The organism is Bacteroides sp. (genome assembly GCF_029057325.1).
Taxonomy (GTDB): Bacteria; Bacteroidota; Bacteroidia; order Bacteroidales; family Bacteroidaceae; genus Bacteroides.
Window position 1 is genome coordinate 1 of sequence record NZ_JAICZW010000013.1, and the last position, 14,986, is coordinate 14,986.

Here is a 14,986-nt window from a genome sequence, read left to right on the forward strand (position 1 = left end):
TAATACGTTTTAAAGGTTGATACCTTATTAGCTTTAAGTTATTCAATCAAAGTGTCAACGAATGACGTTGCAAATATAGGGAAACTTTTCAATCCTCAGCGCCGCTTCGCCATTTTTTTATTTTATTAATACTAAAACGTCAGGTTTCCCCTCTTCATACAAAGCCATCCGGCGTTCGGTTCTCCTCCCTCATGGCATGGAGTCCGGCATAGCGGTCGAGAGACAAGAAGAATCGGAGAATAAAGCAAGCATTGACCGGCACAATTTGTGGGAGAAGCACGGCTTTTATATCTAAGGGAGTTAGAGGAGTTTAAAGTCGTAAATATTTACATAATTCATTTTCCTCCCGGAAATTCCGCCACACGCTGTCCTTCCCGCCCGCATCTTGTCCGGTCCTTTTCTGCTTCGTAGTTTCTTCGGTGTTTCTTCGGACGTTCTTCGGACATTCTTCGGTCCTAGGGAGTGGAGTTTGTCCGAAGAACGTCCGAAGCCGAATAGGCCCTGGTAGGGGTGGGATAAGATGCAGGCAGGAAGAACCGAGAAAAAAGCAGGAAAGAGCAAGTTCTTCCACCGGCACGTTCCGGTTGCGGAAAGAGGAAGGAAAACATTTTACATTCAGAAAAACACGAAGAAACGATGGAGGCGACAAACGAAGGTTTTCCCATAAAAAACGGTCGTAAGACTGCAACCGGCACCTCCTCTCAGGACGTAAAACTGCGCAATCCGCCGCATAATAGCGCAAATGCGTACGAAAGCAAAAAAAACGGGCACAAAACGTTTCTTTTTGCCCTGATTTCTATTACTTTTGTGTCTTGAAACCCATTAAATAGCAGAAACCATGCTCAGCAAGTTTAAATTGAACCAGCTATACTTCAAGGACACGCAGTTTGCCAACCTGATGACACGCCGCATCTTCAATATCCTCTTGATAGCCAACCCATACGACGCCTTCATGCTTGAAGACGACGGCCGCATCGACGAAAAGATATTCAACGAATACACCTCGCTCTCCTTGCGCTACCCGCCCCGTTTCACCCAAGCCACCACCTGCGAAGAGGCTTTGGCGCAGCTTTCCACCATCTCGTTCGACCTCATCATCTGCATGCCGGGCACGGGCGACAACGACAGCTTCGACGTGGCGCGCCACATCAAAAGCCTGTATGAGCAGATTCCGATGGTGATACTGACCCCTTTCAGCCACGGCATCACCAAACGCATCGCGCATGAAGACCTCAGTCCCTTCGAATACGTGTTCTGCTGGCTGGGAAACACCGACCTGCTGGTATCCATCATCAAGCTGATAGAGGACAAGATGAACCTGGAGCACGACGTGAACGAAGTGGGCGTGCAGCTCATCCTGCTGGTGGAAGACGGCATCCGCTTCTACTCCTCCATCCTGCCCAACCTCTACAAGTTCGTACTGAAGCAGAGCCAGGAGTTCTCTACCGAAGCGCTGAACGCCCACCAACGCACGCTGCGTATGCGCGGACGGCCCAAGATAGTGCTGGCACGTACGTATGAAGAGGCCATCGGACTCTACGGGAAATACAAGAACAACATACTGGGAGTCATCACCGACGTGCGCTTCCCCCGCGTGGAGCGGGGCGAGAAAGACGGCCTGGCAGGCATCAAGCTGTGTGCCGCCATCCGCAAGGAAGACCCGTTCGTGCCCCTCATCATCCAGTCCAGCGAATCGGACAACGTGGCGTATGCCGCCAAGTACGAGGCCGCCTTCATCGACAAGAACTCCAAGAAGATGGATGTGGACCTGCGCCGCATCGTCATGGAGAACTTCGGCTTCGGCGATTTCATCTTCCGCAACCCGGAGACGCGGGAAGAGATAGCGAGGGTGAAAAACCTGAAGGAACTGCAGAACATCCTGTTCGCCATTCCCGCCGAGTCCTTCCTCTACCACATCAGCCACAACCACGTCAGCCGCTGGCTCTACTCGCGTGCCATGTTTCCCGTGGCCGAGTTCCTGCGTCCCATCACGTGGAACAGCCTGCAGGACGTGGATGCCCACCGCCGCATCATCTTCGAGGCCATCGTGAAATACCGCAAGATGAAGAACCAGGGCGTGGTGGCCATCTTCAAGCGCGACCGCTTCGACCGCTACTCCAACTTCGCCCGCATCGGCGACGGCTCGCTGGGAGGCAAAGGGCGCGGACTGGCCTTCATCGACAACCTGGTGAAGCGTCATCCCGAGTTCGAGGAGTTCGAGAACGCCCGTGTCGCCATCCCCAAGACCATCGTGCTCTGCACCGACGTGTTCGACGAGTTCATGGAAACGAACAACCTCTATCAGGTGGCCCTGTCGGATGTGGACGACGACGTCATCCTGCGCTACTTCCTCAAGGCAAAACTGCCCGACCGGCTGGTGGAAGACTTCTTCACCTTCTTCGACGTGGTGAAGTCGCCCATCGCCATCCGCTCCTCCTCGCTGCTGGAAGACTCGCACTACCAGCCCTTTGCCGGTATCTACAACACCTACATGATTCCCTACCTGGACGACAAGTACGAGATGCTGCGCATGCTGAGCGATGCCATCAAGGGCGTGTATGCCTCGGTCTATTTCCGCGATTCGAAGGCCTACATGCAGGCCACCAGCAACGTCATCGACCAGGAGAAGATGGCGGTCATCCTGCAAGAAGTGGTGGGCAACCAGTATGGCGACCGCTACTACCCCAGCATGTCGGGCGTGGCCCGCTCGCTCAACTACTACCCCTTAGGCGACGAGAAGGCCGAAGAGGGCACCGTGAACCTCGCCCTGGGACTGGGCAAATACATCGTGGACGGCGGCATGACGCTCCGCTTCTCACCCTACCACCCCAACAAGGTGCTACAGACCAGCGAGATGGAGATTGCCCTGAAGGAGACCCAGACCCGCTTCTACGCCCTCGACCTGCGCAACGCCGGACACGACTTCTCCATCGACGACGGCTTCAACCTGCTGAAACTGCACGTCAAGGAGGCCGAAAAGGATGGGGCGCTGAACTACATCGCCTCCACCTATGACCCCTACGACCAGATCATCCGCGACGGGCTCTATCCCGGCGGACGCAAGGTCATCACCTTCGCCAACATCCTGCAACACGACGTGTTCCCCCTGCCCCGCATCCTGCAACTGGCCCTGAAATACGGGCAAGAGGAGATGCGCCGCCCCGTGGAGATAGAGTTCGCCGCCAACCTGAGCCGCGAGAAGGACAAGACAGGCACCTTCTACCTGCTGCAAATCCGCCCGATAGTAGATACGAAAGAGGTATTGGACGAAGACCTGACCACCATCCCCGACGACCAGGTGCTGCTCCGCTCCAACAACTCGCTGGGACATGGCATCATGAACGAACTCTACGACATCGTCTATGTGAAGACCGACGACTATAGCGCCTCCCACAACCAGGAGATAGCCTGGGAGATAGAGAAGCTGAACCAGCAATTCCTGGACGAGGGAAAGAACTACGTGCTGGTAGGCCCCGGACGCTGGGGCAGCAGCGACACCTGGCTCGGCATCCCCGTGAAGTGGCCCCACATCAGTGCCGCCCGCATCATCGTGGAAGCCGGGCTGACCAACTACCGGGTGGACCCCAGCCAGGGCACGCACTTCTTCCAGAACCTGACCTCCTTCGGCGTGGGCTACTTCACCATCAACGCCTTCATGAACGACGGGATATATAATCAGGAGTTCCTGAACGCACAGCCCGCCCTGCACGAGACCAAATACTTGCGACACGTGCACTTCGACCGGCCGCTCATCGTCAAGATGGACGGGAAGAAGAAGCTGGGGGTGGTGCTGAGGCCGGAAGTCCATCGTTAAACAAATAAAAGAGATTACAACATGTCAAACCATACAACCACCCCCGAAGCCGACCGCATCCACTTCGCCGTACTGGCCATAGAAGCCGGGGCAAAGAAGTTGGGAATCTCTCCCGCCGAAATGCAGAAAAGGCTGGAGAAACAAGACCTCTTCAGGAAACGAATCCTGAAGTTTTACGACTTACTGCATACACAAAGCATAGACTGGGTAGCCGATGACATCACGGAAACCCTGCAAAACCGGGAAGCAGCCGACCGCACTTCCACGGAGAAAGGAGAAAGCGCATGATTACCCTCTACCACGGCTCCCCCTTCCGTGTGCCCGCCCCGCTGGTCAGCGCAGGAAGAAAGAACCTCGATTTCGGACAGGGATTCTACCTCACCCGCCTCCGCGAACAGGCAGAGGCATGGGCTATCATCCTGAGTAGCCGCCAAAAAGGGAGCCATCCCCTTGAAGCGTGGCTCAACATCTACGAATTCGACCTTGAAGGCACCCTTACCGACGGTTACCGCCTGCATCACGTGGGCAGCCATCCCATCACCCTCGAAGAGAAAGGAGGCATCCTATGAACGAAATCCTGCTTTGGCGCAAGATAGCCCGAATCATCTTGCTGCTTGCCGAACGGCTTGACATAAAGCCGGAGCGTGCCCTCAGCATATTCTACGGCAACGATGTATGCACCATGCTCCACACCCCCCGCTACGGGCTTCACCTGATGAGCGATGCCTATATCGTGGACGAAATCATGCTGGAACTTCAGCAGAAACAGGAATAAAACTCCCCCTCGACAAACCATACAACCTCATGAGAACCATCACCCCCAACTCCCCCCTTGCCTGGCTGCTCGCCGCCCGTCCCAAGACACTGACGGGCGCCATCATCCCCGTGCTGCTGGGCAGCGCCCTCGCCTTCGGCGACGGGCAGTTCAAGAGTACGCCCGCCCTGCTATGCGCGCTCTTCGCCTGCTCCATGCAGATAGCCGCCAACTTCATCAACGACCTCTTCGACTTCCTGAAAGGAGCCGACCGCGAAGACCGCCTGGGGCCGCAGCGCGCCTGTGCCGAAGGCTGGATTACGCCCCGTGCCATGCGACGGGGCATCGGGCTGACGCTGCTGCTCTCCTGCTTCGCCGGATTGGGCGTGCTGTTCAGCGTCCGGGGGCAACTGCCCTATGGAGGCTGGGAACTGGTGGCACTGGGAACGGTGTGCATCCTGTTCGCCTTCCTCTATACCACACTGCTCTCCTACCGGGGATGGGGCGACGTGCTGGTGCTGGTGTTTTTCGGCTTCGTGCCCGTGGGCGGCACCTACTATGTGCAGGCACTTGCACTGAACATGGATGTAGCGGTTCTGTCGCTTGTCAGCGGGCTCACCATCGACTGCCTGCTGATGGTGAACAACTACCGCGACCGCGAGCAAGATGCCGTGAGCGGCAAGCGCACACTGGTGGTACGCTACGGCAAGAGGTTCGGTGAAAACATGTATTTGGCATTAGGCATCGCCGCCACGCTGCTCTGCCTGTGGTTTGTCCACACGGGCAGGCTGACCCCGACGGAGTTCCTCTGGGCACCCTGCGTTTACCTCTGCCTGCACGCGCTGACCTGGCGACGGATGGTGCGGATAGGTAGCGGCAAGGAGCTGAACAGCATTCTGGGCGAGACCTCGCGCAACATGCTGTTGCTGGGAGTGTTGCTGGCGGTGGCGATGGCGTGATGCTCCTGTTTAACGGCTTTTCCGATAAAACCGCTTTTCGCCGCCGTACCACAATTCAAGCTTGCAATTCATTGATATGTTGCATTATGAAGGTTAATCTTTGTATTATGACACATTTCTTTAAAAAAAGCATGTAACTTTACCCCATTATCTATAAGAAGTAACCAGTATGCAATTAAACGAACTCCACATACAGAACTTTCGTTGTTTCCATGATTACCGAATTTCGTTTGCGCCAGGAGTGACCGTGTTATTTGGCAAGAATGGCTCAGGCAAGACAACGCTGATTCACGCCATACACAAGGCTCTTAGTTTTGCTTTCAAGCGAGAGAAGGAAGAGAAGGATAACAATGCACTCAACCTTGGAGCAGGTTTCTCCGACCTAAAACCACGCAACTATAATAAAGATGAAGATTTGGTAAGAGACCCCAAGACCGGGCTTCCTTATCCCATGGTAAATATTCACGCGAATGCCACATTTGAAGGCACTGTGCTTGATTGGGACATGTATGCTTCCACTTCAACCTTCAAGATACAAGAAAGCAAATTTGCAGAGGCATTTTCTCTATTGAAAAACCGCATCAAAGAGACAGGCAAACTGCCTATGTTCGCATACTTCTCAGACGGATTCCCTCATGTCATCAAAAAGACAGAACTCAGCGAGACAGAGATGTCCCTTCGAAATCTTGGCTACCTCGGTTGGGATGAAGAAACAGCCTATTCCGACCTTTGGATAAACCGTCTTTCCAAGATTTGGACATTGTGGGACAGAGCAAACCGCGCCATCGCCCATGAGGAATCGGCATTGCGAAATTGCGAGATATTCAAAGCACAAAATATAATAAATGGCACCGAATATGAAGAGGATATAAGACTGCACCAAGCACGCCTTGAGAATGCAAAGCGCGAAAAAGCCCGTTATGACAATGAGATTCAAGCAATTCAGAACTGCTTGGTTAAATTTTCTAAGGGCGACAAAAACATAGAAGTAACAGATTTCTTTGTCAGCGTCTATGAAGAGAGTGGACTTTGCCTCCAGACACGCGACGGAATGAACCCTCCGTTCCTCAATCTTCCAGCAGGCTACAAACGTCTTTTCTTTATGGTGCTCGACATCGCCTATCGCTCGTTCCTGCTGAGCAATGGCATCACGACCGACCTTCCCGGCATTGTGATTATAGACGAAATAGACCTTCATCTCCATCCGGAACTGGAGCAATCGATTCTTTCCCGACTCCAAAAGGCATTCCCAAGTGTGCAGTTCATCATCAGTACGCACTCTCCATTAGTCCTTTCCGGAGTAGAGAATAAACCTGAAAATATTGTGTATAACATGCATGTCGAGAACAATGTGCGTACATTTAGTGTCCACCGCACATACGGCATTGATGCCAATAGTCTTATGGTAGAAAACATGGAGGCTGCCAACCGTACAGAAGCCGTTATGTCGAAAATACAAGATATCGAAGCATGCGTGTCTGCAAAAGAACTCTCCAAGGCAGAGGCTCTACTTTCAGAGCTTGAATCGGAAACCGATCGCACACAACCGGAGCTTGTGCGTCTTCGCGCTATCATTAACCGTTTAGCAATCATAGGCAAATGAGGCTCATAACCAAAAACTTCACAACATCAGTCGCTATTCGCCATCAGCAAGAACTGCAAGCTCAGAGACTTGACGAGCAGAGCCTTCTCGACCCCAATGTACACTCCGGGCTTAGTGGAAAAAGACTTTGGAAAATGGTGAGAGACATAAAGGTTATTCCTCATTTGTGGGAGCTCAAGCATCAAATGTACGAGGAACAGGGCGGATTATGCTGTTATTGCGGATTGCGCATATTCAAAGACTCCGAAGGCAGGAAACAATCCGTAGAACATATCATTCCTAAAGGTATCCAGCGCGAACTGGTGGGCGAATACAAGAATCTCTTGCTTTCGTGCAGCACTACCGAAGATGATGCAATCCTCATGGAAGCCGACACCTTATCTGAAGACTTGCATTCGGCAGCGGATGCAGGCTCCGGACAGCCTTCCCCACCCTACAACTGCTTCCTGAACTCTGTAGGCGACATGCCCGCCTTCTGCCTGAAGAACCGCGCGAAGTGGTTGGGATAGGTGAAACCCAGCCGCAGGGCGACATCGTTCACCGTCAGCTCGCCGTCGGCAAGCATCGACTTGGCCCGTTCCAGCAGTTTCTCCTGCAGGAAGACCTGAGGCGTCACCCCCATCTCACGGCGCAGAAGGTCTCCGAAGTAGCTCGGTGTCAGGTGAAACTGCTCGGCACACCACGCCACGGTGGGTGGTCCCTGCCGACGAGCCGGCTCACCGCTTCCGCCCCAGTAGCCGTCGAGCAACGCTTCCAGACGGCGCACGAGGTCGGACGGGTGCATGGCGCGTGTGTCGAACTGGCGCTCGTAGAAGCGGCGGCAGAAGGTGAGCATCTGGCCGATGCCCAGACGGAGCATGTGGCTGGTGAACTCGTCGTCGGGCGCACGCAGCTCGGTGCTGATGTTGTTAAAGCAGTTCACGATGACCCGGCGCTCCACGTCGTACAGTTCCAAGGCATCGGCCACCTTGTAGTCGAAGAAGTTGAACATGTAGAAGTCGCGGCCCAGCCCTGTGCCGTTCAGCAGCTCGGGACGGAAAGCGAGCATCAGCCCGTGGGGGCGCACCCGAGGATTGAGGTTCATCGACACCACGTCGCCGGGCTTCATGGTGAACATCGTCCCGGAACGGTAGTGCATGCAGGTGTCGCGCAACACCAGTTCGCCGAAGTCCACCTCCATCAGCACCACGCAGTACATGCCGAAGTCCGTCGGGTCGAACAGCGAGAGGTCGGCGTCCTGCAAACGGCCCACACTGACCAGCGGATGGTAGGTGGGCTGATGAAAATAGTGGTTGAATCGGTCTATGTTTTCTATCGTTTCTACCTTTTTATACATTAATCTTCTTTAATTTTGGTACAAATATAGGTTGATTATGGGTCTTATCCGTAATATCGGTAGGTAATTTAGGTATGCCAATAGAAAGAACGATAAAAAAGGTAGATTTTGCCGCAATATGTGTCCGTATGCGCATCGGCCTTTGCGTATCTTTGCGAAAAAGTCGAACTAAAAAAACAAGAATATGGCTGTAAAATTCTACAAGAGCGAGAACCAGGTTCCGCTCGAGATGCACAAAGTGCGCATGATTCAGAAGCTCTCGCTGCTGCCCGTTGAAGAGCGCCTGAAGAAGATACAAGCGGCAGGCAACAACACCTTCCTGTTGCAGAACAAAGATATCTACCTCGATATGCTGACCGACTCGGGCGTAAACGGCATGTCCGACCTCCAGTTTGCTTCCATGATGCACGCCGACGATTCCTACGCCGGTTCGGAGACCTTCAACCGCGTGAAGGCGGCAGTAAAGGAGGTGTTCGGCACTGACAACGTGCTGCCCGCCCATCAGGGACGCGCCTGTGAGAACATCCTGGCCGAGGCGTTCGTGAAGCCCGGCATGGTGGCGCTGATGAACTTCCACTTCACCACTACCAAGGCACACATCACCCGCGTGGGCGGCTCGGTGGAGGAACTGATTGACTCGAAAGGCCTGCTTCCGCAAAGTAACGACCCCTTCAAGGGCAACTTTAACCTGGAGAATCTGCGTAGCCGCATCGCCGAAATCGGTCCCGAAAAGGTGGCGTTCGTCCGCGTGGAATCGGGCACGAACCTCATCGGCGGCCAGCCCGTGTCATTGGAGAACATGCTCGCCGTGACCGACATCTGCCACGACATGGGCGTGAAGTCCGTCCTCGACGCCTCGCTCTTGCAGGACAACGTCTATTTTATGAAGACCCGCGAGGCGCGCTGCAAGTATATGGACACCAAGGATATCTACCACCTTCTTGCCGACCATTTCGACATCATCTATTTCTCCGCCCGCAAGTTGGGCTTTGCCAAAGGCGGTATCATCACTTCGAAAGATCCCAAATATACCCGCAGCATGATGGAGTACATCCCCCTCTACGAGGGCTTCCTCACCTACGGAGGCATCGATGTGCGCACCATGGAGGCGATGGCGCAGGGACTGTACGAGTCGCTTGACATGGAGTACATCAACCAAGGTCCTGAATTCATCAACTACCTGGCCAAGGAGCTGACCGACTACGGCGTCCCCGTCATCCTGCCTGCCGGAGGATTGGGCTGCCACCTGGATGCAGGAGCCTTCTGCCCCGACGTGCCCCACGGACAATATCCCGCCGGAGCCGTGGCTGCCGCCATGTACATAGCCGGAGGCATACGCGGTATGGAGCGCGGCACCTTGTCGGAACAGCGCAACCCGGACGGGTCGGAGCCTTACGCCGAACTGGAGCTGCTACGCCTCGCCGTTCCGCGCCGTGTCTATACACTGTCGCAACTGAAGTATGTGGCTGACCGCGTGAAGTGGCTGTGGGACAACCGCTCGCTCATTGGCGGACTGGAGTGGGTGGAAGAGCCCTCCGTGCTCCGCTTCTTCTTCGGTCGCTTGAAGGAAATCGACTACTGGCAGGAACGGCTGGCTGAGAAGTACCGCAAAGACTTCGGGGATAGCCTGTAAGGCCACGCCTACATAAAAAAGGAGAGTGTACCATAATAAATCTTGTAACAGATCTTGGTACACTCTCCTTTTTTATCCCGACGGGGAAATCGTCTATCGCGCTCCGTACATCCGCTCGTAGTACTTCTGATAATCGCCACTGGTCACTTCTTCCACCCAGGATTGATTGTTCAAATACCATTCGATGGTCTTGACAATGCCCACCTCAAACTTCGTTTCGGGATACCAACCTAAGGCGTTCGTAATCTTTGTGGGATCGATGGCATAACGCTGGTCGTGTCCCAGACGGTCTTTGACAAAGGTAATCAAATCCTCGTTTATCCAACTGATGTCAATCCGGCCGTCGGCATCCTTCACCTGCTTCTTCAAGACAGCACGGTATTCGGTCTTCTCTTCCATCAAGCGGCGGATGGTGGAAATGGTCAGCTTCACAATTTCCAGATTGGTCTTTTCGTTGTGACCACCCACATTATATACTTCGCCTTCCACTCCCTGACGAACCACGAGATCGATGGCTTTGCAGTGGTCTTCCACATAGAGCCAGTCGCGCACGTTGCTTCCGTCACCATAGACGGGAAGTTTTTTGCCCTCGAGGATATTCTTGATGATGAGCGGGATGAGCTTCTCGGGAAAATGGTAAGGACCGTAGTTGTTGGAGCAGCGGGTGATGGTAACAGGCATTTTGTAAGTGTCGTGATAGGCCATCACCACCATGTCGGCACTGGTCTTGCTGGCGCTGTAGGGACTGTGGGGGCAGAGCGGAGTCTGCTCCGTAAAGTAACCCTCGGCACCCAGCGAGCCATAAACCTCATCGGTAGAGACCTGATGGTAGCGGACCCCTTCGCGCCAAGTAGGATAACCGGACGCATCCTTCCCGGTGACCCAGGCACGGCGGGCGGCATCCAGCAGGTTTTGCGTCCCCAGAATGTTGGTGATAAGGAAGAGTTGAGGGTTCTCGATGCTGCGGTCCACATGGCTCTCGGCAGCAAAGTTCACCACATAGTCGAACTTATATTTGGCAAAAAGTTCATCGGCAAGGGCGCGGTCGCAGATATCACCTTTAACAAAAAAACAACGGGTATCGTCAATATCCCGGGCAATGGTTCCCAGATTGCCTGCGTATGTCAGTGCATCGAGCACCACCACACGAATGTCCGCATGTTTCGCGAGAATATACTTGATATAGTTGGCACCGATAAATCCGGCGGCGCCTGTTACGAGATAAGTCTTCATTAGATTTATAATTTATAGATTTATGATTTATAACCTGTTGGCGGGATTAAATCAGCAAGGAAATAACTTCTGCAATTTTCCCCTATATTCCCCGGCTTGACAGACACTTGCATCTGTCGTCTCAAACACTTGTGTCTGTCAGCTTGAACACAAGTGTTTGTCACGTTGAACACAAGTGTCTGTCAACCCACTTTTCAGCATCTGGCAATCAGCATGTTAAGTAACATCGGAAAGCAGGCCTGCGAATTAATTCCGCCAACGGGTGATTTATAGATTTATGATTTCAGATTTATGATTCTTGACTTACGACTTACTTGATACTCCTATTATAAATCTGAAATCTGAAATTTTAACGTTTAGAGTCCGCCAATTCCATCAGGTACTTACCGTATTCGGTCTTTCCGAGCTGCTCGCCCAAATGATAGAGTTGGTTGACATCAATCCATCCCTTGCGCCAAGCAATTTCCTCGATGCAGCTGACACGGAAGCCCTGACGGTTCTGAATGGTAGAGACAAAGTTACTGGCTTCGAGCAGGCTGTCGCAATTTCCCGTATCAAGCCACGCAAAACCACGGCCGAAAAGTTCCACCTTCAGCGTGCCTTCTTCCAGATAAAGGCGATTGAGGTCGGTGATTTCGTATTCACCACGGGCAGAGGGTTTCAAGGCGGCAGCCTTCTCCGTCACGGTGGAATCATAGAAATAGAGTCCGGGAACGGCATAGTTGCTCTTCGGGTTCTCCGGTTTCTCTTCGATGGAAATGACCTTGCCTTCGGCATCAAATTCAACTACCCCGTAAGCACGAGGGTCTTTCACATAATAGCCGAATATACAGGCACCCCGGTCAATGGAAGCGGCGCGCTTCAGCATGGCGGAAAAACCTTGCCCGTAGAACATGTTGTCGCCCAGAATCAGACAGCCGGGACCACCGTTCAGAAACTCCGCACCCAGCACAAATGCCTGTGCCAGTCCGTTGGGATGCTCCTGAATCTTATAGGAGAAAGACATGCCAAGCTCCTCCCCTGTCCCCAATAGTTCACGGAACATCGGAAGGTCGCGCGGCGTAGAGATAATAAGTACTTCACGGATTCCCGCCAGCATCAGTGTAGAGAGCGGATAGTAAATCATCGGTTTGTCGTAAACAGGCATTATCTGCTTCGAGATAGCCTTCGACAAGGGATAAAGACGAGTGGCACTGCCACCTGCAAGAATAATTCCTTTCATATTCAGTTCTTTTTCGGTTGCACTTCAAGAAAAGTGAAGAATAAATGACTTCTTCAACTGGAGAATCAAATAAGAAGGAGGACGAAGCCCCACGGCTCTGACTTGCTGTTTTACGGCACAAAGATAAGGCAAACCGAATGCAGTACAAAATAAATCAAGCTATTTTTTAGCACGGCTTCACGGCTTTTTCATTTACGGGAGTTAAATGAAAAGAAGCCAGCTGTGTGCCGAACCGTATGAAATTTGCATTATCTTTGCGGTTGGATTCATCAATACTCAATTCACATGCCTGACTATGATTTAATCGCCATCTTAGGCCCCACCGCTTCGGGAAAGACACCTTTTGCCGCGGCACTCGCCGCCGAACTACATACGGAAATCATCAGCGCCGACTCGCGGCAGATTTACCGGGGAATGGATCTGGGCACCGGAAAAGACCTTGCCGACTATACCGTCTGCGGGAAACAGATCCCCTATCACCTCATCGACATCGCCGACCCCGGCTATAAATACAATGTCTTCGAATATCAGCGCGACTTCCTGACCGCCTACGAAGCCATCAGACAGAAAGGTTGCCTGCCCATTGTCTGCGGAGGAACTGGCATGTACCTGGAATCGGTGCTGAAAGGTTACAAGTTGCTGCCCGTGCCCGAAAATCCGGAACTGCGTGCCCGCCTGTCCGGCAAATCGTTGGAAGAACTGACCGAAATACTGAAAACCTACAAAAGCCTGCACAACACCACAGATGTGGATACCGCCAAACGGGCCATACGCGCCATCGAAATCGAAGAGCATTACGCCCGCACTCCGGTGGACGAGCGCTCGTTTCCGGCACTGAAAAGCCTCGTCATCGGCGTGGACATCGACCGGGAATTGCGGCGTGAGAAGATTACCCGACGCCTGCACCAACGGTTGGAAGAGGGCATGGTGGACGAAGTGCGGCAACTGTTGGCGCAAGGCATCCGGCCGGATGACCTTATCTACTATGGACTGGAATACAAGTACCTGACGCTTTACACCATCGGCGAGTTGAACTACCAAGAGATGTTCGGCCAACTGGAGACAGCCATCCATCAGTTTGCCAAACGGCAGATGACCTGGTTCCGTGGCATGGAGCGCCGCGGATTCACCATCCATTGGATGGATGCCCGGCTGCCGATGGCAGAAAAGATAGCCTTCGTCAAGGCCAGACTCGACGGAATCTAACCCTTCCGGGCAAAGATTATCGTCCACAAAGCAAAACTTTTTCAAGCGTGTTTGAACGTTTTGTCTGCAAATTACACTATCTTTGGCGGCAAGGCCGTGAATCACATACAATACAAGAATGTTTGATTGACTGAAAGGAACAATGATATGAATGCAGCACCCGAAAAAATGGGAGTGATATACAATCCCAAAGCCGGCACCCGGAAAGTGCAGAAACGGTGGAAAGAAATCAAAGAATACATGGACAGCAAAGGTGTGACCTACGACTACGTGCAGTCCGAAGGGTTCGGATCGGTGGAACGTCTGGCAGGCATCCTCGCCAACAACGGCTACCGCACCATCGTGGTGGTGGGCGGCGACGGCGCACTGAACGATGTCATCAACGGCATCATGCTTTCCAACGCGCCCGACAAGGAGAACATCGCCATCGGCATCATTCCAAACGGAATAGGCAATGACTTCGCCAACTATTGGGAAATGAGTTCGGACTATAAGAAGGCGGTGGACTGCATCCTCAACAACCGTCGCCGGAAGATTGACGTGGGCACCTGCCACTACTACGACGGCAAAGAGCACCTGACACGCTACTTCCTCAACGCCATCAACATCGGACTGGGCGCACGCATCGTGAAAATCACCGACCAATGCAAACGTTTCTGGGGAGTGAAGTTCCTCTCTTATTTCATGGCACTGCTATCCATCATCTTCGAACGGAAGCTGTACCGCATGCACCTCAAAATCAACGGTGAGCATATCCGCGGACGCATCATGACCGTCTGCATCGGAAGCGCCTGGGGCTACGGACAGGCACCAAGCGCCGTTCCCTACAACGGCTGGCTGGACGTTTCGGTCATCTACCGTCCCGAACTACTGCAACTTTGGTCGGGATTGTGGCTGTTGATTCAGGGTAGAATCCTGAACCATAAGGTGGTAATGCCCTACCGCACACAAAAGGTGAAAGTGTTGCGTGCGCAAAATGCCTCTGTAGATCTAGACGGACGTATCCTAGACCGACACTTCCCGCTGGAGATAGGCATACTGCACGAAGCGATAACGCTCATCATACCCAACTAACAGGAAACAGCAGGACGAATTTTCATTGAGGTGCCTCATCAATATCGGTACTTATGAAGCAGGCTTATCAAATAAAGTAATAAAGTCAGGAATTCTCCTAAAAAAGTTCCCCGCTCCTGTGATTACTTTCCCTTTCTTCCGACAGATAATAA

General features: G+C 53.0%; 13 protein-coding genes. 10 read left to right on the forward strand and 3 right to left on the reverse strand.

The window, feature by feature from the left end:
* Positions 1 to 838 precede the first annotated feature (838 nt).
* From K2G43_RS00595 to K2G43_RS00625, 7 genes are all read left to right on the forward strand, one after another.
* On the forward strand, positions 839 to 3,814 hold the full coding sequence (locus K2G43_RS00595) for a PEP/pyruvate-binding domain-containing protein (RefSeq protein WP_297641655.1): 2,976 nt from the start codon (positions 839 to 841) through the stop codon (positions 3,812 to 3,814).
* A 21-nt stretch (positions 3,815 to 3,835) separates the two neighbouring features.
* A complete protein-coding gene (locus K2G43_RS00600) occupies positions 3,836 to 4,102 on the forward strand; it encodes a DUF3791 domain-containing protein (RefSeq protein ID WP_300152672.1) in 267 nt (88 codons plus the stop codon).
* On the forward strand, positions 4,099 to 4,383 hold the full coding sequence (locus K2G43_RS00605; RefSeq protein ID WP_300152674.1) for a DUF3990 domain-containing protein: 285 nt from the start codon (positions 4,099 to 4,101) through the stop codon (positions 4,381 to 4,383). The genes K2G43_RS00600 and K2G43_RS00605 overlap by 4 nt, the downstream gene beginning before the upstream one ends.
* Positions 4,380 to 4,589, forward strand: a complete 210-nt coding sequence (locus tag K2G43_RS00610) for a DUF3791 domain-containing protein (RefSeq protein WP_300152677.1) — start codon at positions 4,380 to 4,382, stop codon at positions 4,587 to 4,589. Before K2G43_RS00605 ends, K2G43_RS00610 begins: the two co-directional genes overlap by 4 nt.
* A 29-nt stretch (positions 4,590 to 4,618) precedes the next feature.
* The gene (gene menA / locus K2G43_RS00615) at positions 4,619 to 5,527 is read left to right on the forward strand and encodes a 1,4-dihydroxy-2-naphthoate octaprenyltransferase (RefSeq protein ID WP_297641661.1); all 909 of its coding nucleotides are present in this window, start codon (positions 4,619 to 4,621) and stop codon (positions 5,525 to 5,527) included.
* A 169-nt stretch (positions 5,528 to 5,696) separates the two neighbouring features.
* On the forward strand, positions 5,697 to 7,130 hold the full coding sequence (locus tag K2G43_RS00620; RefSeq protein ID WP_297641664.1) for an AAA family ATPase: 1,434 nt from the start codon (positions 5,697 to 5,699) through the stop codon (positions 7,128 to 7,130).
* A gap of 134 nt (positions 7,131 to 7,264) precedes the next feature.
* Positions 7,265 to 7,639: a hypothetical protein gene (locus tag K2G43_RS00625; protein WP_300152680.1), complete on the forward strand. Its 375-nt coding sequence runs from the start codon at positions 7,265 to 7,267 to the stop codon at positions 7,637 to 7,639.
* On the opposite strand, the gene K2G43_RS00630 is transcribed toward K2G43_RS00625, so the two are convergent.
* Positions 7,564 to 8,466, reverse strand: coding sequence for an AraC family transcriptional regulator (locus K2G43_RS00630; RefSeq protein ID WP_297641668.1), 903 nt, complete (start codon positions 8,464 to 8,466; stop codon positions 7,564 to 7,566). The two genes, K2G43_RS00625 and K2G43_RS00630, sit on opposite strands and share 76 nt — an antisense overlap.
* A gap of 184 nt (positions 8,467 to 8,650) precedes the next feature.
* Here K2G43_RS00630 and K2G43_RS00635 point away from each other — a divergent pair, with 184 nt between their 5' ends.
* The gene (locus tag K2G43_RS00635; RefSeq protein WP_297641669.1) at positions 8,651 to 10,099 is read left to right on the forward strand and encodes a tryptophanase; all 1,449 of its coding nucleotides are present in this window, start codon (positions 8,651 to 8,653) and stop codon (positions 10,097 to 10,099) included.
* 93 nt (positions 10,100 to 10,192) lie between these two features.
* Here the strand turns inward: K2G43_RS00635 and rfbB are convergent, their stop codons facing one another.
* Both rfbB and rfbA read right to left on the reverse strand, forming a co-directional pair.
* The gene (gene rfbB, locus K2G43_RS00640; RefSeq protein ID WP_297641671.1) at positions 10,193 to 11,332 is read right to left on the reverse strand and encodes a dTDP-glucose 4,6-dehydratase; all 1,140 of its coding nucleotides are present in this window, start codon (positions 11,330 to 11,332) and stop codon (positions 10,193 to 10,195) included.
* A 349-nt stretch (positions 11,333 to 11,681) separates the two neighbouring features.
* On the reverse strand, positions 11,682 to 12,554 hold the full coding sequence (rfbA, locus tag K2G43_RS00645) for a glucose-1-phosphate thymidylyltransferase RfbA (protein ID WP_297641673.1): 873 nt from the start codon (positions 12,552 to 12,554) through the stop codon (positions 11,682 to 11,684).
* Between the two features lie 285 nt (positions 12,555 to 12,839).
* On the opposite strand from rfbA, the gene miaA reads away from it, so the two are divergent.
* Together miaA and K2G43_RS00655 are read left to right on the forward strand one after the other, a co-directional pair.
* Positions 12,840 to 13,760 carry a tRNA (adenosine(37)-N6)-dimethylallyltransferase MiaA gene (gene miaA / locus K2G43_RS00650; protein ID WP_300152683.1) on the forward strand — a complete coding sequence of 307 codons (921 nt, stop codon included), beginning with the start codon at positions 12,840 to 12,842 and terminating at the stop codon, positions 13,758 to 13,760.
* A 147-nt stretch (positions 13,761 to 13,907) separates the two neighbouring features.
* Positions 13,908 to 14,834 (forward strand): YegS/Rv2252/BmrU family lipid kinase, encoded by a 927-nt coding sequence (locus K2G43_RS00655; RefSeq protein WP_300152685.1) that lies wholly within the window; start codon positions 13,908 to 13,910, stop codon positions 14,832 to 14,834.
* Positions 14,835 to 14,986 lie beyond the last annotated feature (152 nt).